Below are 21,350 nucleotides of genomic sequence, written 5' to 3'. Positions count from 1 at the left end.
CGCTGAAACGACTACCCGATGGGGTTTTCCGGCCAGTTCTCACGACCGTGCCGCACACGCAAAATTCTGACGATCCGGTTATCGTCAACCAGATAGATGATTACATGCGCATGCACCGGATGGATTCGGACGGGTGGAGTGGTCTCATCCCGCAAACGCGCCATTTCCGGGTTTTCCGCGATCAGTTCAATTGTTTGGTCGATTTTGTCCTGATAGGCTTCGGCCTGCACGACGCCAAAATCTTGAACGCCATCAACATAGATTTGGATCAGATCGGCTTCCGCCTTTGCAGAAAGGCGATAGTTCATTCTGAGGCTGTAATTCCTGCCTGTTGTCTGGCAATGGCACGGATTTCGGCAAGGGACTTGCCGCTGTCTTCACTGGCCATCGCCTCATCGACCAGACGTTGCATGGCAGCGATCTTGGAGGCACGGTCCTGATCATGGCGGATGAGGTCACGCATGTACTCGCTGGCGTTGTCGTAACGCCCGGATTTCATCTGCTGTTCCACCCAGTCCCGCATTGGGTCGGGCAGGGAAATATTCATGCTGGCCATATCTGGTCCTCCTACGAATAGTATGTCAGAAAATGACAAATATTGCCATAGGAACATAATCCTCATGTCATTTGATCCAAAGAGCAAGGCGCATAAAGCGAAGCTTTACAAAGCCCTAGTTGCAGCAGCGGAATTGACGAATGAACCGTTTGATCAGTTCTTACAAACACCGTTCAATCCGCCTTGGAGCTTGGCGGATAACTATCGGCGCAATCTGCAACGGGGGGAATATTCAGCGATACGGGCGAAGGTGCTGCATGGTTTTCTGCTTAGTCATCACTTCAATGTCGCGCATCTGGAAGCGCCCGAGATATTCCCTCAGACGCCTGAGATGCGGTGGCGTGAAATCTTGGAGGAAAGGGCCACATCGGATCGTTTGCGGATCGTCATAGCCAAATCGCAGTTTGGGATTGTGGAACGCGAAAGCCAGTTAGAGGCGGCAGGTACGACGATGAAGCTGGGGCAACCATTTCTGCTTGAATTCACAAGCGACATCGATGGCCATGCCGTTGCGCTACAAGGGGTGAGAGGGCAATGGCATCCAATTCCACTCGGGCGGGGCGGCGAATTCTCAGCGCTCATAGTGGCTGGGGAGAACCTCCTGCCGGAAAATCCAGATGGCGAAACAGACCCTTTGGTTGAAAATCATGATGAGGGGAAGCACGAGTTTGTGTTGGTTAAAGCACGAGTGCTAGATATTCCGTATGATCTAAAACAATTGACTGAGTGGATAGCTGATAATCCATGTGAGTTGCACCGCGTTGCCGTTCTAGTCGTGAGGTGACCCATCCAAACGTGCTTTAGGTTTCATCTGATTCACGAGCTACATTATCAGTTTATCCTGCTCTGTATTAGCAATAATCTTGATGTCTAACTTGAGAGACTTGTTGCATCGATACCCACAAGTCGATAGGGTTTCGAGCTACAGAAAAGTTTTGGTGCCGGTTTTTTGGTGTTGGTCAATATTATTTCAGATAATAAAGATGTAGCATCCGAATAAGATTTTTTAGTGTAGGGAGTGTAGCGAGTTGGACCGAAATGAAGAGATTACAAAAAAATTTATGGCCGCAAGGCGCTCATACACGGCTTGTCTCGGTGATATTTCAGATTTAGAGAATACCAAAAAGCTGTACTATTATGATTTCAGCTTAGTGCATCCTTATATATTCCGTTCTACGGCCAGCAAAGATCCCGAGTATGATGCTTTAGGGCGAAGCATTTTTTCGATTCTTCCAATTTACTCAAATATCGTCGGATTCACGCCAGTTCTCTCAACGCCAAGTCTGTTGGAGCTTCTTGATTCTCTCGAACACCGTTACGATCGTATTGATAGGTTAATGAGTTCGCGCGGGAGCATTCGAGAAATTACAGGAAAAATTCGAAACTCTTTTGAACGCTCAGAAGAGTTAAGCGATCAAGAAACACAAGCGATGTCACAATTAATTTCTTCGCTACGTGTAAATGACAAGCACTCGTCTCTAGGGAAGCTTGTAGAATTGTTTCAAGAAGGAAAGTTGACCCTTCTTAGAGACCATGTCGACCCTGCGCAGATAAAACGATTTAGAAGCTCATCTCAAACCGAGTTTGAAAATGCGCTTCAACGAATGGAGAGTGATAGGGGGCGTCGCGATTCCCGAAATTATGTTGACCGAAGATTTCACTATAAAGTGGACTGCTGGAACCTCGTGATGTCGCTCATGAGTAGGGAATTGGACGGCATCGAAATTGATCACGTTTGTAGAGATGGCATTTCAAAGTATTTAGTGGGAAAGGGAAGCAAGAATTATACTAGGCATCCGCATGTCAGCTTATTGAGACTTATTTCGTTGTTGCGGGCATCGGAAGTCGGCGACATCCAACGCGAAGCTAATACGTTCGTCAAATTAGGATTTAGAGACTTGGATGCATCTGTGCATCTTTTAAACGAAACAAAAATTGAAAATTTGACAAACGAAGAGAATTTGGAGTTAAATAGAGTGTGGGCGAAATTTGGGCGCCCTCTTTTTTATGATTACAGTACAGATAATAATGCGGTTGACGTTAAAACTGCTATGCAAAGGATTAGAGATATGGAGAATGGAAAGTATAAATCAATTACTACCGAAGAGGGATTGGCCGAGATGTTCAAAGCTGACGCTGAGGATATTAAGAAAACGGTTCATACTGTTTTGGAAATTAGCCCGGATATCGTTAGTACCAGAATTTTGGAAGACTATGAATTGGAAGATGATCCGAGAATTGATCAAATAAGGAGAAGGTTTAATCTTTAATATCTAAGATGCTTTTTAATCTTCGATGTGCCTTTTTGGCTTGGGATGCGTCGAGTAGAACTTTGTAAAGCTCAGAATCTTTTCCAGACTCTTTAAGGTGCTTTGCTAAGTATTCGTACCGTTGTACTATTGTTGAAGCCATCGATATGATCAGTATATCTTCTTCGATGACTTTTTGTTTTACCCATTTTCCAAATTGGATGTTTTCCGCTACATTTGCTGTTGCTAAATTTATGTCTACTTCTTCTATTGATGTATCATTGTTTTCACTTTCTAACTCACAGTTGGAATAGTGTTTCCAGATCGCCTGACAGTCTTTAGTTAGGCAATCCATAGCAGGTGAAAACAGGGAAATCGCACTTGAAATGTTGTTTGCCTCCGCGATTTCTTCCGTTGCTTCTCTTTGCAAAGATAGTTCCTCTTGTTGTAGCTCTAGTGCCTTTCTTTGTTTGTTTGAGTTTAAAATTATCCACCCAATTGCTATGGCAGTCGCTATCCCGCCCAAATATGATCCGAATCCCCCGAGTGATGGTTGTGGTTCTCCAAACACATATGCCAAAGAAGCTATCAAGAGTGCGATGGTGGTTAATAGTGTGGGTGTATTTTTCATGGGGGCTGACTTTGCGATTTGATAGCGATTGATATTAGGCTTCGCTTTCGTTTTCGATATCTATGACGACTTCCTTGTCTCCAGTTGCGAGCTCATACATGGTCTTTCTATATGTGATGAGCTTTGCATTGATTGCTAGCAAGTCTTCGCTTAGTTCTTCAAACGCTGGGAACTCGGTTTGAATCGATTGAGGCTCTTTTTCGCTGATCGTCTGAGCCTCGAACCAGCCGCGAAATCTAGCCTGCCACCGGGTGAGATGCGGTCGCAATCCGTCGTTTAGTACATGGACAGAAGTTTTGACGATTGCACGAGTTCCCTTTTGCTTCAATTTGTGCGCGGGGACTTCTTTTATGAGATTTCGAGTGACGCCAAAGAACTCATACCAAGAGTTGTAAACCTCGGTGATGACATCGTGTTCGAGGTCGATTTCAAGGCCGATTTTGCGTGTACTCAACTCCACCCAGATCGCATAGGCAATCTGTCGATCCATAGCATTTGGTGTAAACTGGAACTTCGAGCTTCCAAAGCCGAACTCAGCGGCGTCAAACTCTAAATCCCGGAGTAGAAATTTTCGACCCCAAAACCACCATGCAACGCCCAACAAAGCAACTGTCAAAACACCAATAATAGCATACCCTCCGATTTGAAGCTTAACACTCAAGTCGGAGGCCACTTCAAAATCGAGCAGCGGTGTGGGTTCTGGAGCAGCAGTTGTCATTTCAATCCTCTAATGGGCGATACTGGATGGTGCGTGCTTTTCGATCACCGACAATTACGCCCCCACGATTCTCCCTTACTTTCCGAAACACCGCATATCCATCAAGCAGCGCCCTCTCCCAAAGTGAAGCCGGGCAAGCTTCGACCTCATAGCCTCGTACAAAGTCTTTGACGCCCTTCAAGATATCGATTGAGATTTTGTCGTGGCCTTCAAAGTAATCGAGATCCTTTGCCTTAGAGAACACCCAAGCGGCAAGTCCTTCCTCAACCACGCTGCCCCGTCCACTGTCTTCACCCTCGTCAAAATCAGCTTTGCTTTTTCGTTTTTGCTTCAAAAGAGCGCGCATTGTCGGGGACCAATGTAGGATTGCGGCATGAGCAAAGTGAATAACATCGTGGTACCTAAACCCGTCTTCCTCACGTATGTTGTCGGTTAACGGGTCACCTACAAATACACCATTCCATCTGAGATAAACTTTGCCATTCTCACGTTCCATCATTTCGATTTCAAACTGACGGGGGAGTTGCTCTACCTCTGGAAAGTTCTTGTCGAAGTCTGGCAATTCGTCGGGATCGGGAAGAACGAATCTGTCCTTTATTTTTGCTGCATTAGCGGACAGCACACGATTGAAAGATATTTCTGCGGATGCGATGACTTGAAAATACGCATCCAAAAAGGCCATAAGCTCTTCTTCGCCGATCTTCGTTTCCGATTTGGTTGCGCTAAAAAGCGATGTCGTGGACTGTCCAAGACTTAGAAGCGCTTCCGTCATATCACATGACTCAACATTGGTTTCCCTCACAGACGCAAAAGGGCGTGTCGGATCATCAGTTGGCTGGAAGCCTCTACTGTTTGGTCCTTTCGCAACTGCCTTTGCTAGTAGGTCATCGAGCGAAACATCAAGCCTCCGAACCAATGCAGTGAAATACCAAAAGGCATCGCCGAGCTCATCAATTACAGAGTTTTCAAACCCGATAAAGGCGGTGCTCTCTCTCTTGAGTTTCTTCACAGAGGACATCACACTTCCCGCTTCTCCGAACAAGCCTAGCAGAATGGGTGAAATCTCATCGTCTTCAAATCGGTCAGTAATGGTCGCGATTTCTTGATATTCTTTGATCGAAAGGGTCATAATATGTCCTAAGAAAAAGGGTTTTTCCAAGCTTCAGGCAAACCACGCAAGCCCCACTCTTGATAGCTGCGAAGCCATGAAACTATTTTGTCTATGTGTTCGGGTTTGTAAGAATTTTGATAGTTTCGCACATCTGTCGGAAAATCTGTTCCTTCGAAGTGTTGAATGTCTTTGGGCGGCAGTTGCGCGTCTTTTCCAAAGTAGATGTAGTCATCGCTTAAAAGGATGCGGTTGCTGCCAATGTCGCGATGTAAGTTCAAGTAGTTTGTTTTTCCTCCAGCATGACTGTGGTGTGAATCGGCTTGGGTTGCAGACTGCCCTTCAATGACATCGTGATAGATATTGTCGCCAAAAAAATGCTTTGCTGACTTCGTCAGAACCGGTTTTTTGCATTGGAAGCGGGGATCGTTCCAATACTCGTCGAATGACATGGTTTCTGTCACGTGCATTGCAAAAACGACGCGATGACGCATCTTGTTTTGCGCGGAACCGCCACCAATGACCCAATCTCCAATTTGAGCCCTGCGGCGGATATCTGGCTTACAACAAGCAAGCGAACAAACACCCCAGAACGGATTCGGGGCAAACCCGAAGTCACGGGCGACTTTGTAGCAGTACAATTTGGTCACTGGCAGGCGACCCTCTTGTATGTTGGTGGCGATGCGACGGACCCATCGGTATTTTCTTGGCCATCAAAGTTACCAGTCACGGCGTCAACGATTCTTCCACCGTCCCAACCAACCATGGCATCCGACATATGTTTAAGCGCTGCAGGTGGTTCACACCCTGCATGGCCGTGAGCCCAAACGCCTACTATGCGTTTGCCTAGACGTTCGGCTCGCAAAATCTCTTTGTTGACCCATTCGCTATTTTTTGTCTGTGGTGTGATGTACACAACCATAGTGCTGCACCATTTGATGCGAGGGCCAATTACTTTGTTGAGAATGTAGTCCGCGTTTTTGGCCTTGTTTGGTTTTTCTTTGTTTATAGAGCCATCGCGAACGGTCAAACCATGCTTGCGGCACAAGTCCTTGACCTTCTTTAAGCCGGCGTCATCCTCGTGGATGTGGCTGATGAAGATATTTTGCGTTTTTGCCATTTCGTAACCCTTAAAAAAAAGAGGACACAAGCGCCGCAGCGCTCAGCGTGTCCTCCCTGATGTTATCTTTTTGTTCTCATGGTGATCATCAGATACGCTGCGAGATCAGTCAATAAAAATATTTGAATAAATCCTCTTATATTGGTGCTTTACTTACAATGTGGCAACCATAACCGAGTTGTAGGGTTCATAATGCTCTTTCCGGTTTAGCATAGCTAATTCTGCCCATTGACAAGCCCCGCTTGTAGTCAGGTGCCGAAATTGCGTCGCATCACCCAACTTTGCGATCTGGACGTCCCGAAAGAAGTCTTGCACCTTTCCCAAATCTTCCATCGCGGTATCGGCCTCAGCGATACGTGCTAGATTCAGCGCGTCGAAAAAGCAGGGGATTGTCACTTGGCGGTTGAAGGCGCTTTGTTCTTCATCCGATGGGATTGCAGGATCAATGTTCAACTCGGGTCGAGCTTGAGCTGATTTTTCTTGGATCAGCGGCATCTCAATCACATGCCCGAGCAATTGGAAAACACGCGTTGCGGCTTTGGGGTGCGAAACACCGCCATGTCCCCCCTTTGAATCTTCTCGCTCGATCAGCATCATAACAGCAGAGATGGCCGCAGTACGGCTGCGGATTAACTCCCATCCATCTGCAGAATATGCATCTAGTAGCATTTCTATGGCGTCGTGATCGGCTTGCATTTCAAGGCAAGGTTCAACTTTCGGCCAATCAGCTTTGTCGATTGTGTCATACGCGCTGGGACGCTCAGTGGTTTGCTGAACCAAGCCTAACCGCTCAGGTACGTTAGCCTCGGTTAGGCGCAAGCGCCCAGTAAAACTAAAATGCCCCATCTGAAAGTGATGCAGTTCATGTAGTAAGAGCCATACCAAACCAAGATGCACCATTTCAGCTTGATCAATCGAAACTGGCGTACCTACGCCATTGAGAAAATCGTCATCCTTAACCACTGCGTCCCATAAGTCAGAAAGCGATTGCACAACACCTATACTGACTGAGATGCTAACAGTATCGCCATCTAGTTCGGCGACAGCCCAGAATTCATCGTCTTCAACAGACGTAAGTTTAGGCACCACGTCGAACGGCTCGCCAGTTGTTACCTCATAGTGGGCCAGCGCGGCGGACATAGCCGTTTCAATAGAAGTTATTTGGTTCTCTAACATGCTATGCATTTGGCATCAGTGAATTGATTTTGCTACCCTTAACGGACCCGCATTCAAAGCAGGTTTCGAATTTCGCGCTCGCTGCAAGATGTGTGCGGTAGTACCGCACATCTTGGCAAGGGGGTTCGCTGCGCGCCCCCGTTGCATCCCCCTAAGCTATGACTGGAGCAGGACATTGAGTCCTGAACCAGCCAGCAAACATATCGTTGTTTAATCCCTCGTCAGGGAGAAGTCATCTCTCCCCAACACCCCATAGATCAACCCTGCGCGGATCGAATGCCGTCAGCTTATCGAATCTAAACCCGAGCAAGAGATATCACTTACCCTGCATCCACTAATACAGCGGGCACTGTAGCCAATTGAATTCGAAACATCTGATAGTGGGACGAGTAATAGGCGATGTTTTGGGCTGCCATTGGCAAACGTTCTATCCTCGCGAACAACGCTATCTTTACAGCCTATTAAGTAATGATACCTTCTCTGTTGCTTTTAGCCAACAGCGAAGGTAGCATCTGAGAATTCAGTCAAATTTATTGTTAGACACTTTTTCAGGGTGATGCTTGTGATTGATGACTCGGTAGCTAATGCGCCTACAGCTACAAAATCTAGAACGGATTTACTTGATCGCATAGCGCGACTAGAGGCCGATTTTGAAGCAGAGAAATCTTCCTTTTCGCATCGTTTTGGGGTTTGGGCTGGGCTTGTCGCACTTACGATTTCAATCGCTGTTGGGGGGCTAGGCATCTACGATAGAATACTGTCCGAGCTTGATAGAGGTGAGCGAAAAGTTCAGCAAGCCAAACAGATTGCCCGGGGTTTGAGCGAGCTAAGCTGGAAAGCGGCCGAAGCTGCATCCAGCGGTGATCCTATGAAGCTGGTAGCTATTTCAGGACCAATGAATATTGAAGTAATGAGTCATCTCTCCAATCTCGAGGCTATTGGAGATGATGTTTTAAACTTTATTGAGACTGGAGATTTGATTCTATTTTCTGAAAACTACGCTGGCATAGGTCGTCAAGCGAAGGCACTTGAAATTGCTTATATCGCTGAAAAAAACGCTCAAACTGACTTTCTAAAGGCCGTCGCTATTAATCAAGTTTCTCGAATACTCTACGGTGATGGAGAAAGTCGTGATTTGGATTTGGCTCGAAGTCGTTCTCGAGAAGCTGTTACGAAAGTTTTAGCGACAAAAGATATAAATCGCTTTACATCTGCGGCGCAGTTTTTGGTTGGCAGGTCAATATTGGAAGCTTATTCAGGGAATTGTTCAAAATCTTCCAATGCAATACAAGAGTTAAAAACAAAAATTCCTAACTTACCTGCCGCGACTAAAGAAATAATGATCTCGCAAGCTCAATTCGAAATTATGAGGACGAGTAGTTGCGGGAGTTAGATATGAGGAGTGAATATTGTGACAGTGAAATATTTCTTTAGAGTGAATTCTTGCATCTTTGCATTTGTATTAGTTCTGTTGAGTTCGTTTAAAGCTCAAGCGCAGCCGTTACCTTGCACCTCCTTCCAAGGAGAGCCAGTTCAGTACATACCAGACTACAGTTTAAACAATGTTGGTATTGCCACACGGCATTTGGGGCGTCCAATTATTGTTATGAACCCAAATATACTGAATCAGTTTTCTCCTTTAGTTCAGCAATGGTGGTTCGCTCACGAGTGTGGTCATCATGCTCTTCGTCCTGAACAAAATAATGAGGTAAATGCTGATTGCTTCGCATCTCGCGCTTTAAGAGATTTAGGATTCATCAGTACTCCCGCTGATTTGCGACAGGTCATGCTTGAGTTATCCGGGCTTCCGGGGAATGTATTCTCCGGCCATTTACCCGGTCCGGATCGGGCTCAATTGGTAATGGATTGCGTTTTTAACTAGCGCACTACCCAAGCCGAACTTCATTTCTTTAAAAAGCACCTGCCAGATGTCTGATGTGTTTCGCGACTGTATCGGTCGCTCACTTTTCGAAATAGTTTTCGAGTCTTAGGGCTACCGCCCACGGCGCGGATCAATGGGTGGGTCCTCGCCATGCTCGCTTCATGTGCATTGCAGCTCCGCGTGGCTCTGGTCCCGTGTGGCAGGCACACGACCTTGATCCTTGCACCCCCGTTCCTCGGCGGAGGCCAGACGGTTGCATGCGCAACACGTCAGGACAAAGAGAGGAACAGAAAATGACAAAGCTATTCGCACAACCATATAGTTTAGACGCTGTCGGGTTTTACTTTGAGAACGAGGACGAATTTCACACTATCGCCCATAGGCTGGTGGATGCTCACGGTGAACCCGTCGAAGAATTCGAAATCCAGTTCATCGATGGCTCGGATATCGACGCTGCACTGGCAAGAGTCATCGGGCTTAGTCAGGGCAATATTGGGCTGTATTTGAATGCTGTTGATGTCTGGAACGAGGAAGACAAGCGGCGATACATCATAGGCGTTGGAGAATACGGCCTAGAGTTTGATCTTGAAGCTGATGATCCAAACGAGTTGGACGTTGATATCTACCATCTCGATAGTCTGCGTGACTTGGCCGAGCAATTTGTTGATGAAGGTATCATTGGCGACATGCCGGAAAGCATGCGATTCTATTTCGACTTTGATGCTTTCGCCCGCGATTTGGCTATGGATTATTCTGAGATAGAAATTGCGGGCCAGCGATTGATCTATCGGGTTGGGTGAGGAGCCTATGGCTCCTTCTAGTCATTTTATCCTTTGGCTTGGTTTTGCCGCTATTGGCCGCGCATAGATGGCTTTACTTGCTCTAGGAATGGTTTTCTGCTTTGTCGCGGTTGGACAGAATGAAGGGAAACAAGATGTCGGTGGACATTAGCGGCCTGAATGCGGCTGAACTGAAAGAGCTTGCAGTGAAGATCGAAAAGCGCGCTGTGGAAGTGGAAAAGGAGACATTGCAAGCTGCATTGAAAGAAATGCGCGCGATTGCGGATAAGCTGGGCGTGGCTTTTGAGGATGTGATTGCTCTGCATAGTCGCAAGGGCAAAAAAGCGGGGACCAAGTCGGCTGCCAAATATGCCAACCCGGATGATCCGACACAGACATGGACCGGACGAGGTCGTAAACCTGCATGGGTGAAAGCGGCTTTGGAAGCCGGGAAATCCATCGACGATCTAACGATCTGAGTTTTTGGATTCCGTTCTCAAAAACTGAATGCCCCAAAAACGGGGCATTCTAGGCAAGTTTGATGGGTGCCATCATTGCTGGCGTTTGGTCTTTTTCCAGCGTGACAGGCTGAGACAGCCGAAGACGATAGCCAAAGCCAGGAACACAAAGAAGCCCGCCTTGTCCTCTGGAAACGCGTTCTCAAACCCGCCGTGGCGTTCTGTGAAGGAATAGACGTTGTGTGCGAGGAAACCGAAGCCGCCACACAGCACAGCCAGCGTACCGGGATGTTTGACGAACCGTGCCAACGCTTCCCCGGGATCACCCTCAATCAACGTCTTTGATCTATCTGACCTTGGACTGGCTGACGTGTTTTGCATGTAGTGTGGAAAGTCGATCTTGCGCCCCTCGACCTTACCCATTTCAAAGAACTGGCTGACGGCTTCGAAGGCTTGAATGCGGCTGATATCTTCGGGGATGGGAATGAACAGCTCGGGGTGATCCAGAGATTTCAGCCGAATACGAAGGCCAGACCCTTTCTTTGCTTTGCGTTTGGCAAGGACGTTTGCGATGCCTGTGCCTGCTGCGTTGCCCACGCTCTCACTGGATGCCAACAAACCGCGCCCCAAATAGGCGGGCGATTTGATGATCGCATCCGGTTCGATCAAGCTCACGTCACGACAGTCTTCATGTGCAGCCTCAATCATGGTCCATGACCCATCACGTTCTTTCGAGAAGATCATGAGTGTTGATGTGTCGTTGCGAATGGCCAATCCACCAGTCTTGCGAACAACGGCATAGTCATGCGCGGTGACGGTGTGGAGATCGAATTTACGATGAATATTCAAAGCAATCCCTTTCGTCGCTTGAGTCGTCGGATTGCCGGGGCCGAAAGGGGTCCCTTTTTCTACATTTATCATGACTGACGCGCCAAATCACTCAGGCGTTGATTATCCACAGAAATCTCAGATCAATGAGATCACCAAACCCAACCTTAGAGCGGCTTTGCAAAGGGACCCCTTAAGACAAGGACTTTTTGCCATGAAAACCGCTTGTTCGATGGATTTCACCTGTCACACTGGAGAGGTGAAAGAGCGCAAAACCAAGAAAGATGCGTCCAATCAATCAGATGCCCGAAATGGCCGGAAGATCGGCTATATCCGCGTGTCTGATGCGGACCAATCAGAAGCGTTACAGATAGACGCGCTCAAAGAGGCCGGATGTGTCAAACTCTACACTGATCACGGTGTCTCAGGCGCAAAGGCGGCACGGCCCGCACTTGATCAGATGCTCGTTGACTTGAAGCGAGGCGACACACTCACCGTTTGGAAACTGGACAGGCTGGGGCGATCTACCATCCATTTGTTGTCTATTCTGGAAGACTTGCAAAACCGAGGTATCCACTTTCACGCAATTACCCAAGGTATCGACACGTCAACAGCCGTAGGGCGAATGATCTTTGGTCAGTTGGCAGTATTTGCGGAATATGAGCGCAATTTGATCAGCGAACGCACCAAGGCAGGTATGAAAGCTGCAAAAGAACGCGGTATTCACGTTGGAAGGCCCAAAAACCCAGTCGTGGAGAGGCGAGAAGGTAGATCAGGGGCAGAGCGATTTTTCTAACACTACTGGTTCCTTAATTGTTTTTTCTTGTGTGCCTTCGATCAGCATAGTAGCAATGAGCCCAAAGCCGATAAAATATAGAACCTTTGCCCCCACCGGTAGCGGGGTGCCTCCCTTGTTAAATTCATTTCTCATAATAAGTTACTTTCTAATCGCATGAAGAATAGCATATTTAAAAAAAGAAATGCAAATTTTTTGCTGTTTGCGTTCTCTTTGGTTTCTCTTGTTTATCCTGAATTATTTGGTCTTATAGGAATTAAGATTGAGGCAGCGCGTGCATCATTAATATCAGCGGCCTCTTTCCTGATTGCATGCGCGGTGGAGCTTTTTGTTCTAAAGTCTGATGTCAATACGGCGATTGAAGAGTTTTTAGGAACAAGCATAAATGCCCGAAGAGAGATGATGGAGGATTTAGAAACGTTCTCGAAGAAGACAGAAGTTACTAAAATACGATCTTCTGTTGTTTTTCGTGAAATAAATTCCGCTATTTTTGACGCCGTTGAGGTCAAGCGGACCGATCTTGGCTCATATTCATCTCATAGTGATGTAATTTCAAGTAAATGGCTCTCTATTTACAATAAATGGCTTCCGGGGAGGAGAGAGGGTGAATGGACCGACATCGTTGGTCCATCGCAACTTTTTGCTGGTCCGTTTCAGCATATAGCTCGACCAAAAGAGTTCGGGGGCACACATAAAATCGTCATACTAAGACATAGCACCCCGATCATGAACTTCATTATTTTGACATCAGGTGACGGAGTATCAACTGTATACTTTGGATGGGTTACGGGAAGTTTGGGAGAAAGCGTTTTTAAGTCGAACGAGCGAAAAACTGTCGATCTTTTTGAAAATTACTTTAAACGACTGGAAGATCACAGGACATGGGGAAACCCTGTAGAAGTGGATTACCAGCATGAAAGTGTAATGAGGAGGTATGGTAGAGGTGATTTAGTTGACAAGCTTGGGAACTGGTTGACCCTTTGTGTCAGGGACGGGAGTGTTGCAACCTTTGGCCTATTTGAAATTAAACTCTCTAAAGGAAAACGTCCATATTCCCGCGCTGGATACTTAGAGTTTGAAGGTAATGTTTTTGAAAGCGATCTTCGCTATCGTGGCGCGATTACACATGGTGAAGGAGAAGTCGCTCACTATACAGATAAAGCATTTATCGAATATTTGGACTTAACAAGAAAGAAGGCTGGATACTGCTTTTATGAATTTTCAAACCCGTCCTGCGGTTTTGAAGTGGAGTCAGATGAAGTTCGCGGATTTTTTATTGATCATGGCGACGACGTTAGGTCGCAAATCTATGGGTTCAAGAGTAATGAGTTCGAAGGTGTTCAATATTTAAGCAATGAAGACCGGAGAGATGAATTAAAAAGGGCGGCGAAGTACACACTCGATGTGTTGTGCAATAAGGGTCTGATAACATCGAAGCAGCGGGACGATGCACTATTGGTGCTTGCGTCAACTCGTAAATGATATACTTCGTTTACTTATTGGAGTTTGTTTTCGAACGCTGTTGCCCAGTACCTCTCTGAGGTTAGTGGCGCGTTCTCGTATTTAGCCGTTTCTGTCTGGCTTGATGAACAGGGGCACATCGACGCCTTTGTTATGAAGGCGTTCTTCGCTTTGAACCAAAAGCATCTCTGCATGGCCTGAAAAACTGAGCCGAAAGCCGTCGTAGTCAGCTTTGCCCAGATCACATTTTTTTAGCCACTCATCCATATCGACACCTTGCATGGCCAACCAATCAAAGTGCTTCCAGTGCTTTAGAGGCAAAGAGATAACTTCATCATTGCCTGATGCGTTTTTAACGACGCGGGGTAGACACTCATCTCGGTTAGGTTCTTGTCCGGGATGATCGCGCGGAAAAAGCTCGCTGCATTCACCGCTTCTGACTGCTTCCAAGAACTCATCGTAGCCATCAGGAGAGGCGGCAGACGGGTCTGATAAACCTTGCTTGTATCGACTGCATTCCAGCTTCCAGAGCGATCCCCATATGTGCTCACTGAGCGTCATATCGACTGGGCGCATCACATCAAGCTGCCGTACCCATTCCTTCATGTCCCATCCTTGAGCTTCGCACCAATCGAAGTAATCCCACCACCCTTTGGGCATGACCACATTTTCTTCTGTGCCAAGCGCGTTGACCACCATGCGGCCTTCTTGCTCTGTTTCAGGGAAAAGGGGAAAGACTGGTTCATTCATTTAAAAATTATATCATAAATTATGACCTATTTCTAGAAATCATAACTCTGGATCATTCTCGCGGTCTGGCGTTCTGAACTCGCGATCAATACCGTTATCCATCGCTTTGGCTTCTTCAACGACTTGTTTTTCAACAAAGGTCTCAGGTTCTTTCAGCCATTGGCCTTTATCAAAATGCGCCAGTATCTCTTCGTTTCCAACTTCGCCTTGGGTGACGGTCAATCGAGAAATGTAACCGCCATCAATACCGCGACTGCTCATCTCATCCTCTTTGCGAACAAGCACCGTCAAACCTTTATTTTCATATTGAACGGTGATGTCTTCACGATCCAACCGAACCAGTTCCTCACGGTCGGGGATTTCCTCTGAGATGACCGATATGTTGACGTTACGAGTGCCCTTAATCGCAATCGTGCCCATCGGCGAAAAAGACGCTGCGCCGAGTGATTTGACCTGTTTGGGCTTGTGGGTTGGGGCCGTGGCATCCTTGTCCGCAATGGTGCGAGGGTCTTCATCGGGTCTGAATTGAATCTTCTTGTTGTTCGCGTCATCACCTTTGCGAAACTGAAAGCCCTTGTTTGGTTTTTTGGGATCATCGGCCATTTGAAGAATTCCTTATCCTTGCATGTGATTGCTGGTGTCGGTCTTGACAGAGGCATGTAGATTTATGCCCAACTCACTCAATTTAGGGTCATCAAACCAACGTATTTTTTGAGCCATGAGCGGGTGCATATTCTCGATCAAGATAAGCTGTTGGCCGGGTTTGAGGCGCATCAACTCGTCTGGATAGATCAGCTTGCGTTGCGATGCGGCGCGCGTATCAGAATTCGTATCGGTCGTGTTCACGCTATTATTGCTGCTGCCGAACGCATGCGACAGGGCTGACGAGAAATTCCAAACCGTTGTTTCACCACACATGGACGAGAAATACTCGGAGGTCATTTTGTCCGAAGAGCCGAAGTAGTTGATCATTCCGGCATTGGCGATAAACGACTGCCAGCCCTTGTCGTAGATGCGCTCAAGCTGATTCAGGTCTTGAACTACAGCCCAAAGCTGAATGCCAAATCCGGCCATTAAACCGTATGCCTGTTCGATCATGCTCAGTTTTCCGAGGGCGGCGAACTCATCCAGTATAAACAGGACAGGTTTTGGTGGCAGCACGTCGATGTTGCGGGCATTGATGGTGATTGCCTGTTGTACCAGCAGACGCAGCCAGCGGCCAAAAGTGTTCAACCGGTCCGCAGGCAGCACGAGGTAAATTGTCGTCGGTTTTGTCTTTAGGTCTTCAAAACTGAAGTCAGAAACCCGCAGATTGTCCTGAAGACGGGCACTATCCAGAAAGTGGGTCTGGGCTTGGGCGGACGCCATCACATTGGCAATCAGTTTTTGCTCTTTCTGCAAACACCGCGCCCCTGTGCTTGCGACAATGTGGTGGGGCGATTTGAACATGTGCTTGAAGAACTCTTGTTGCATTTCGCCATCAAGCAACAAGAGTTCGCGGACGCGCCCAAGATGGCGTTGACCATCTTCTTGCGGGTCAGTGGCAACGTAGAGAATGACACCTTGGATAAGGGCTTTGGCCTCTTCGATCCAAAAGCTGTCAGAGTGATTGTCTCCGACAACAAGAGCATCTGCCAGAAGCATCGCGTTTTCCCCGATGTCAGGATCATCAACTTGCAACCAGTCGAGTGGGTTGAAACGGGATGGTTCGATGGTGTCATTGTTCACTATGTTCCATGGGTCAATGATCCTAACATCTTGGCCCATTGCCTTGCGGCGATCCGCTGTGATTTTGGCGTTTTCGCCTTTGGGATCAATGATCAGGACGGAGCCCTGATATGTCACGAGATTGGGCACGATCTGAGTTGTGCCTTTGCCTGCGCGAGTTGGAGCAATCGTCAGGAGATGCCGATCACCGCCATATGAAATTTTCTCAGAACCTGCTTCGGTGAAGATACTGCCCAACCTAATCCCGTTTGAGCCAAGGACGCCATTCTAGGCGACATCCTCAGGCGTAGCCCAGCGGCTGGACCCGAATGTTGTAGGCGGCGAGAATGCCCCAGAGAACCAACCCAATCGCCAATAGCGGAAACCGACAATGAAACCGGTCACAGCAAGGACGATGGCGGCATTCCAAGCTAGTATGGCCCAAGGCGTAAGGACCAGTGCCGCCAATCCTAGGCCAATGACAGGCACAGCAAATCGCCGAAACTGCGCGGAGTTTGCGGAGAGCAGCCACCCAATGGCCAGCCCGACAAAAGTCATTCCGACAATGATGCCGATACGAATGAACATGGGTGTATAACTCAGTTCTTGAGGGAGGTTCAGCATTCAAACATCCAGTTTTCTTAAGGATTAGAGGGACAAGCCAAGTCTGGGCTTGCGTGAAATTGATTTAGATGGAGTTTGGTTCGATTTACTCAGAGCTTGATTGATGGAGCGTGCCAAAAGCTGGCGTTCGCCTTGATGTCGTTTCTTCAGTGCAACAACGCGTTTTTGCAGGGCACGACGTTCCTTCATCTGTTCCCAAACCATGAAGTCGCGCTGTTTCTGGTCGCGACGGGCACGGGCGCGTGCTTCTTTTTCGTTTTGAGAGCGAATAGATTTGGCTTTGCCTGTCAGGCGATCAAACAAGCCTCGCAGCCCCTTATTGAGCCTGTCGGACCGGGCCTTAGTTTCTTCGGCCCACCGTTTTACCTGACCGTCTCTTAGCTTCTGTCGCTCTTTTTGATGGGCATGTTTGAGGTTCGTATGCTCATCGCGTAGCGGGTCAAATTCGCGGGACTGGCGATCCTTTGTTTGAGAGATGAAGTCTCGAATTTGGCTGGTGACTTTGCCTCGAATTTCAGAATGTGTGTCCGCAACTGATGGCAAGTCTTCTTGTGAACCTAGCTTTGCCCTGACATCTTTGGCTTTCAGGCTGGTCCATTTGGGAATTGCATAGATGTTCCCATAGATATCCAAAGCGACGAAGCCGCGCCGATCTCCCTTCGCCAAGAAGTACCCTCGATCTTCAAGGGCGTTTTTGAAACCGATCTGACTATCGCTGCGTTCCCATGCCTGTTGGAATGCTTGTTTGATCTCACGCGGGTCAAGGTTTTGGCGCTTGGCCTGTTGCCATTCTTCCAATGTGAAGTTCAGGGGGGACTTGTTCCCATAGGTTGCCAAACCATCGGGTAAGTTCCATCCATGATCCAGAAACAGATCACGGGACACATCCCGCAGCTTGTTTTTGAAGTGGGGCAGGTTAATTGCCTTAATCTCGTCCGCGTCGATGCGCGACCAAACTACATGGGCATGGCGACGGCCTTCTTTTTCATGGAGAATGACTGCGCGGGGTTGATCACTCAGGCCAAGCTTTTCTTCGGCCCGATCCGCCGCCTCAATAAACGCATCCTCAGTGACATCGTGCCCAGCAGGTGGGTTCAAGCTCAGTGAAAACATAAATTGCTTGCAACAGGTTGCTTTGGAAATGGCGTGTGCCTCGGATAAGGCACCGTGAAGTTGATCAGATAAAAAACCACGCAACTCTAAGCATGAGACATGATCATTGTCACGCTCATTCATAAGGTGATCAGCCAAAGCCTTTGCACCGCCACGTTGTGAGCCTTTAAGGATCAAGATTTGATCCCCAATGCTTCAATCAGCGCGGCCCGCAGCCATGCCACCTCAGCGACGGCGCGTTTGAGGTCAGCTTCCAACTCCTCATCAAGAATCAAAGTCCCTTGATTGAGATGCTTGGCGATCTGGTTGAGATTGCTTGATGTACGGGTTTGGCCAAGACGCGCCAGCACCTCAGCCAAGAGCTGTTGCTCCGCAACAGGTGGTTTTTTCCGCCTACGGTATTTGGGGGCCTCGTCGGCAAAAACCACGGACTTGATGTATGAAGCCAACGGCATGGACCCAGCTTGGGATTCCAGTCGCTTGCGCTCAGTGTCGGTCAATCGAAGGGAAAACGGAGCGGGGCGTGTCATGGTCGCGGCCCCCGCAGAAACGATTTGTCGTGATCTTTCAGGATGTCATGCCAACGCTCTAGCTCGTTGAATATCTCATCCAGATCAGGGGTCTTGTCTTGACCAGAACAGTTCGAAGTCGCTCTTCCCGAGCGCACCACAAAAACACTGGGTTACGTCTTTTTGGCGAGACCTTTGTTTTTTGGGAATAACCCAGAAGTAACTATTCCGCTTCTGTTTCCACCGTCGTCGACACGGCCTTATCCCTTTGGGCCAAATCTGCTTTAAAAAGACAGAAATAGTCGAAATCCTCGATCTCTTCGGCGGCGATGTAGTAACAGCAATCGCCACAAAACCATCCCAATCATCAGGATGTCAGCTGAAGCCCCATTTCGAAGTTGTTTGAGGAGACAGTAACGGTTTGGGATCATTGCCGAAGTCGATTGGGCCATCGCTTTCATCATACCAGATAGACGTTTTGGGTCACATGTTCATTGAGTTCACGCACAAGCTGTCGAACTTGAGAGTTGTTATCATAAGTGCGGATCAGGAAAGCTGTGCGGTCAATAGCCATGCGGGTCCTTCGCACTTCTCGCTGAAATATTCATAGCGACTTCAGGGGGATGCCTGCAGTCTTGGAGGTGTTGCTGGCCGTCATCAACTTAATCCAAATCGAACCAATTCGAATCCCATGGCACGAACAGCAGATCGCAATCAGGAGCGTCTCTGTCTACCGGGCGCGGGGCCTCGATCAGTTCAAAGCCGTGTTTGCCCATCTCGGCGACAAACTCACTAAAACGATAGCCATCCTTGAAACGCCGTTTCACCGAAACCTCTGCAAGAACGAATTCTGTCCGTTTCAGGGTTTCCCTTGCCCCTCGGATCACGGCCAGCTCATTGCCTTCGGTATCGATTTTCAAACCAAATCGGCCGGGAATTTCATTGGTATAACTGTCGAGGCGCTGTTTCGGGACAATGCGTTTTTCCGTATCCACGATACGGTTCTCATATTCCGCTGAAAAACCCGCGACTGTCGCCAAGGACCGTCGTTTGCGATCCGTTGTGGGAATGATTAGTTCAACCTCACCTTCATCCGCGTCCAGCGCGACAATGTGAAGTTCATAATCGATGCGTTCGCGCCAAGATGCGACCCTTTGGGCGGTTTCTTCGATGGGATCAAACAAGACGAACTTTTTGTCGGGAAATGCTTCGTACAAGAAGGGCGTACCGGCATCGACACCGACATCAAGGATTGTGTCGACCTCGAATTCAAAACTCCTAAGGTTTGCAGATGTCACACCGCCTTGAATGACAGAAAGGCCAGCAGAGTTGAGCCGGCGCATGACCGGGCGCGGGCCAACAAACTCGCCGGTTTCGAACTCGACGACTTTCAGGCCAACAGATCGCAGCAGTCGGCGAAAGGAGAAGGCATCAATTTTCGGCATGTTTGACACCCTCGGTAGCAAAGCAGGTTTGTGTGACAGCAGCGGGCGTGTCTTGTAACACTGCCTCGCGCAACGCCTGGCTTTGAACTTCTGGTCGAATTGAAACGGCATGATCCATGCAAGCCGCGCGCAGTGCCAACAGTTCTTCTGTGTCCATATCAATAAGTTTTCGCATCTGGAACATCATGCCCCGCACTTTGCCATCGGTGTACAATGCCCGATGCGTGGCTTCGGGCAGATGGTCCCTGAGCGCCTCGACATTTGGCCCAATGACCGGAAGGCCGAAGGTCAGCGCCAGATTGACCGAACCCGATGTCAGAATACGGCTGAAGGGCGCAACGCACACATGGCTGTGGGCGAGTATATCGCGCAGTTCTTCATCCGGCAGATACCGGTCATGAAACCGGACATTGGGCATCGCTCTGATTGGCTGCTGCCCCCGACGCTCGCCTGCGATGACAGCGCCTGCGATGTCCAATTCCCAGGCTTGCTCGCGGATATTGAGTGCTTTCAGAGCCTGCCACATAAACCGACCGCCGCGGTTTTCCTGTACTTTCCCGATATGCACGAAACGGCGGTGTTCTGCGGGCGGCAGGGTGTCGCGTCGAGCCAACGTGTCTTCGGCAGGCTCATAAACCCCCAGGTAACTGGGATGGGCGACACGCAGGATCATATGCTGTGGGATGTGATAAGTCTGAGCCATCAAGGTGACCGCGTGGGGTGTGTGCAGGTGAATTCTGTCTGCTTGGCGTACCAGCACGGCGCGACCTTTGTGGATCGCGTCCATATCCCTGCCAGAGTTATGCGGGTGGAAGTTGTGAACCGTCCATATGATTTTCAGACCCTTGTCCCGAAGCGCTGCAAGACCAGCTTCGATCTTGGCAAAACGTTCCTCAGCGGGGATATCGTTCCTGCTGCCAAATTCGACCGTTTCCCAGTGAATCCAGTAGATATCACCGGCCTGCATCGGGGGTAATCCATCTGTGTAGAAGGCATTTAACCGAACAACCCGGACGTCATAGTCAGTGAAGCTGCTGTAGATCATGCGCTGATACGGATTGTTTCCCAGCGGCGCGTTGGAAAAAATCGTTGGCATGTGCTCGACCTCTTGTTTCAGGCGCTTCAACACAAAGCAATGTATTTGCTGCGCCCGCCTGTCTTGTGGAACCGCTTCTGACGCGCGGCCTATGACATCCATGCGGCCAACAAATAGCCGCTTAATGCCTTTGTTGGTGGTGCACGATGCACGGACCAAGTGGCAAGTTGCATCTTGAGGGGCGGGGCGGATTTGTTGACCTATCGTGTCTATGCGATCACGTGCGCGCGCTTGCAAAGCACAATATGGACCCGTAACAAAGCTGAGCAGTCAAGACTGTTGCGCTGGCCACCTAAGCCATGGTTTTACTTACGGTCTTGACGCTCTGAACGCGGTTGTAGGTG

25 protein-coding genes are annotated in these 21,350 nt (G+C 48.5%); 8 read left to right on the top strand and 17 right to left on the bottom strand.

What is annotated here, in order from left to right; genetic code table 11:
* Nucleotides 1-11: 11 nt before the first annotated feature.
* A complete protein-coding gene (locus ACR0JE_RS01830) occupies nt 12-308 on the bottom strand; it encodes a type II toxin-antitoxin system RelE/ParE family toxin (protein WP_480862580.1) in 297 nt (98 codons plus the stop codon).
* Nucleotides 305-556 (bottom strand): type II toxin-antitoxin system ParD family antitoxin, encoded by a 252-nt coding sequence (locus ACR0JE_RS01825; RefSeq protein ID WP_480862578.1) that lies wholly within the window; start codon nt 554-556, stop codon nt 305-307. Before ACR0JE_RS01825 ends, ACR0JE_RS01830 begins: the two co-directional genes overlap by 4 nt.
* A 64-nt stretch (nt 557-620) precedes the next feature.
* Here ACR0JE_RS01825 and ACR0JE_RS01820 point away from each other — a divergent pair, with 64 nt between their 5' ends.
* Nucleotides 621-1,340, top strand: coding sequence for a hypothetical protein (locus ACR0JE_RS01820; RefSeq protein ID WP_480862576.1), 720 nt, complete (start codon nt 621-623; stop codon nt 1,338-1,340).
* Between the two features lie 244 nt (nt 1,341-1,584).
* Complete coding sequence (locus tag ACR0JE_RS01815; protein WP_480862574.1) at nt 1,585-2,826, top strand: hypothetical protein; 1,242 nt, start codon at nt 1,585-1,587, stop codon at nt 2,824-2,826.
* Here the strand turns inward: ACR0JE_RS01815 and ACR0JE_RS01810 are convergent.
* The 6 genes from ACR0JE_RS01810 to ACR0JE_RS01785 form a co-directional block, all read right to left on the bottom strand.
* Complete coding sequence (locus ACR0JE_RS01810) at nt 2,816-3,436, bottom strand: hypothetical protein (protein ID WP_480862572.1); 621 nt, start codon at nt 3,434-3,436, stop codon at nt 2,816-2,818. The two genes, ACR0JE_RS01815 and ACR0JE_RS01810, sit on opposite strands and share 11 nt — an antisense overlap.
* Before the next feature lie 34 nt (nt 3,437-3,470).
* Complete coding sequence (locus ACR0JE_RS01805) at nt 3,471-4,154, bottom strand: hypothetical protein (RefSeq protein WP_480862570.1); 684 nt, start codon at nt 4,152-4,154, stop codon at nt 3,471-3,473.
* Nucleotide 4,155: 1 nt separating this feature from the next.
* Nucleotides 4,156-5,283, bottom strand: coding sequence for a hypothetical protein (locus ACR0JE_RS01800; RefSeq protein WP_480862569.1), 1,128 nt, complete (start codon nt 5,281-5,283; stop codon nt 4,156-4,158).
* A gap of 8 nt (nt 5,284-5,291) precedes the next feature.
* Nucleotides 5,292-5,912: an Nmad2 family putative nucleotide modification protein gene (locus ACR0JE_RS01795; RefSeq protein WP_480862568.1), complete on the bottom strand. Its 621-nt coding sequence runs from the start codon at nt 5,910-5,912 to the stop codon at nt 5,292-5,294.
* On the bottom strand, nt 5,909-6,382 hold the full coding sequence (locus ACR0JE_RS01790; protein ID WP_480862566.1) for a TIR domain-containing protein: 474 nt from the start codon (nt 6,380-6,382) through the stop codon (nt 5,909-5,911). The genes ACR0JE_RS01795 and ACR0JE_RS01790 overlap by 4 nt, the downstream gene beginning before the upstream one ends.
* A 153-nt stretch (nt 6,383-6,535) precedes the next feature.
* Entirely contained in the window at nt 6,536-7,522 is a 987-nt protein-coding gene (locus ACR0JE_RS01785; protein ID WP_480862564.1) for a hypothetical protein, read from the bottom strand.
* Between the two features lie 598 nt (nt 7,523-8,120).
* Between ACR0JE_RS01785 and ACR0JE_RS01780 the strand changes: the two genes are divergently transcribed.
* The 4 genes from ACR0JE_RS01780 (at nt 8,121) to ACR0JE_RS01765 (ending at nt 10,698) form a co-directional block, all read left to right on the top strand.
* The gene (locus tag ACR0JE_RS01780; protein ID WP_480862562.1) at nt 8,121-8,951 is read left to right on the top strand and encodes a hypothetical protein; all 831 of its coding nucleotides are present in this window, start codon (nt 8,121-8,123) and stop codon (nt 8,949-8,951) included.
* A gap of 18 nt (nt 8,952-8,969) precedes the next feature.
* Nucleotides 8,970-9,440: a hypothetical protein gene (locus ACR0JE_RS01775; protein ID WP_480862560.1), complete on the top strand. Its 471-nt coding sequence runs from the start codon at nt 8,970-8,972 to the stop codon at nt 9,438-9,440.
* A 293-nt stretch (nt 9,441-9,733) separates the two neighbouring features.
* Nucleotides 9,734-10,240, top strand: coding sequence for an antirestriction protein ArdA (locus ACR0JE_RS01770; RefSeq protein WP_480862558.1), 507 nt, complete (start codon nt 9,734-9,736; stop codon nt 10,238-10,240).
* 134 nt (nt 10,241-10,374) lie between these two features.
* Nucleotides 10,375-10,698, top strand: a complete 324-nt coding sequence (locus ACR0JE_RS01765) for an H-NS histone family protein (RefSeq protein ID WP_480862556.1) — start codon at nt 10,375-10,377, stop codon at nt 10,696-10,698.
* Nucleotides 10,699-10,770: 72 nt separating this feature from the next.
* On the opposite strand, the gene ACR0JE_RS01760 is transcribed toward ACR0JE_RS01765, so the two are convergent.
* Nucleotides 10,771-11,526 carry a hypothetical protein gene (locus tag ACR0JE_RS01760; RefSeq protein WP_480862554.1) on the bottom strand — a complete coding sequence of 252 codons (756 nt, stop codon included), beginning with the start codon at nt 11,524-11,526 and terminating at the stop codon, nt 10,771-10,773.
* Nucleotides 11,527-11,596: 70 nt separating this feature from the next.
* Between ACR0JE_RS01760 and ACR0JE_RS01755 the strand changes: the two genes are divergently transcribed.
* Both ACR0JE_RS01755 and ACR0JE_RS01750 read left to right on the top strand, forming a co-directional pair.
* Nucleotides 11,597-12,301, top strand: a complete 705-nt coding sequence (locus ACR0JE_RS01755; protein WP_480862552.1) for a recombinase family protein — start codon at nt 11,597-11,599, stop codon at nt 12,299-12,301.
* Nucleotides 12,302-12,457: 156 nt separating this feature from the next.
* Nucleotides 12,458-13,783: a hypothetical protein gene (locus ACR0JE_RS01750; protein WP_480862550.1), complete on the top strand. Its 1,326-nt coding sequence runs from the start codon at nt 12,458-12,460 to the stop codon at nt 13,781-13,783.
* An 81-nt stretch (nt 13,784-13,864) separates the two neighbouring features.
* On the opposite strand, the gene ACR0JE_RS01745 is transcribed toward ACR0JE_RS01750, so the two are convergent.
* The 8 genes from ACR0JE_RS01745 to ACR0JE_RS01710 form a co-directional block, all read right to left on the bottom strand.
* The gene (locus ACR0JE_RS01745) at nt 13,865-14,512 is read right to left on the bottom strand and encodes a hypothetical protein (protein ID WP_480862548.1); all 648 of its coding nucleotides are present in this window, start codon (nt 14,510-14,512) and stop codon (nt 13,865-13,867) included.
* A gap of 39 nt (nt 14,513-14,551) precedes the next feature.
* Nucleotides 14,552-15,115, bottom strand: a complete 564-nt coding sequence (locus ACR0JE_RS01740) for a DUF7678 domain-containing protein (protein WP_480862546.1) — start codon at nt 15,113-15,115, stop codon at nt 14,552-14,554.
* A 12-nt stretch (nt 15,116-15,127) separates the two neighbouring features.
* Complete coding sequence (locus ACR0JE_RS01735) at nt 15,128-16,477, bottom strand: type IV secretory system conjugative DNA transfer family protein (protein ID WP_480862544.1); 1,350 nt, start codon at nt 16,475-16,477, stop codon at nt 15,128-15,130.
* Nucleotides 16,478-16,507: 30 nt separating this feature from the next.
* Nucleotides 16,508-16,843, bottom strand: coding sequence for a hypothetical protein (locus ACR0JE_RS01730; RefSeq protein ID WP_480862542.1), 336 nt, complete (start codon nt 16,841-16,843; stop codon nt 16,508-16,510).
* Nucleotides 16,844-16,867: 24 nt separating this feature from the next.
* Entirely contained in the window at nt 16,868-18,133 is a 1,266-nt protein-coding gene (locus ACR0JE_RS01725) for a relaxase/mobilization nuclease domain-containing protein (protein WP_480862540.1), read from the bottom strand.
* The gene (locus ACR0JE_RS01720) at nt 18,130-18,411 is read right to left on the bottom strand and encodes a hypothetical protein (protein WP_480862538.1); all 282 of its coding nucleotides are present in this window, start codon (nt 18,409-18,411) and stop codon (nt 18,130-18,132) included. The genes ACR0JE_RS01725 and ACR0JE_RS01720 overlap by 4 nt, the downstream gene beginning before the upstream one ends.
* Before the next feature lie 716 nt (nt 18,412-19,127).
* A complete protein-coding gene (locus tag ACR0JE_RS01715; protein ID WP_480862536.1) occupies nt 19,128-19,910 on the bottom strand; it encodes an FkbM family methyltransferase in 783 nt (260 codons plus the stop codon).
* Nucleotides 19,897-21,006, bottom strand: coding sequence for a glycosyltransferase (locus ACR0JE_RS01710; protein ID WP_480862534.1), 1,110 nt, complete (start codon nt 21,004-21,006; stop codon nt 19,897-19,899). Before ACR0JE_RS01710 ends, ACR0JE_RS01715 begins: the two co-directional genes overlap by 14 nt.
* Nucleotides 21,007-21,350 lie beyond the last annotated feature (344 nt).

The organism is Ruegeria sp. H3 (assembly GCF_056533095.1).
This window is presented reverse-complemented; position numbering and strand designations above follow the sequence as displayed.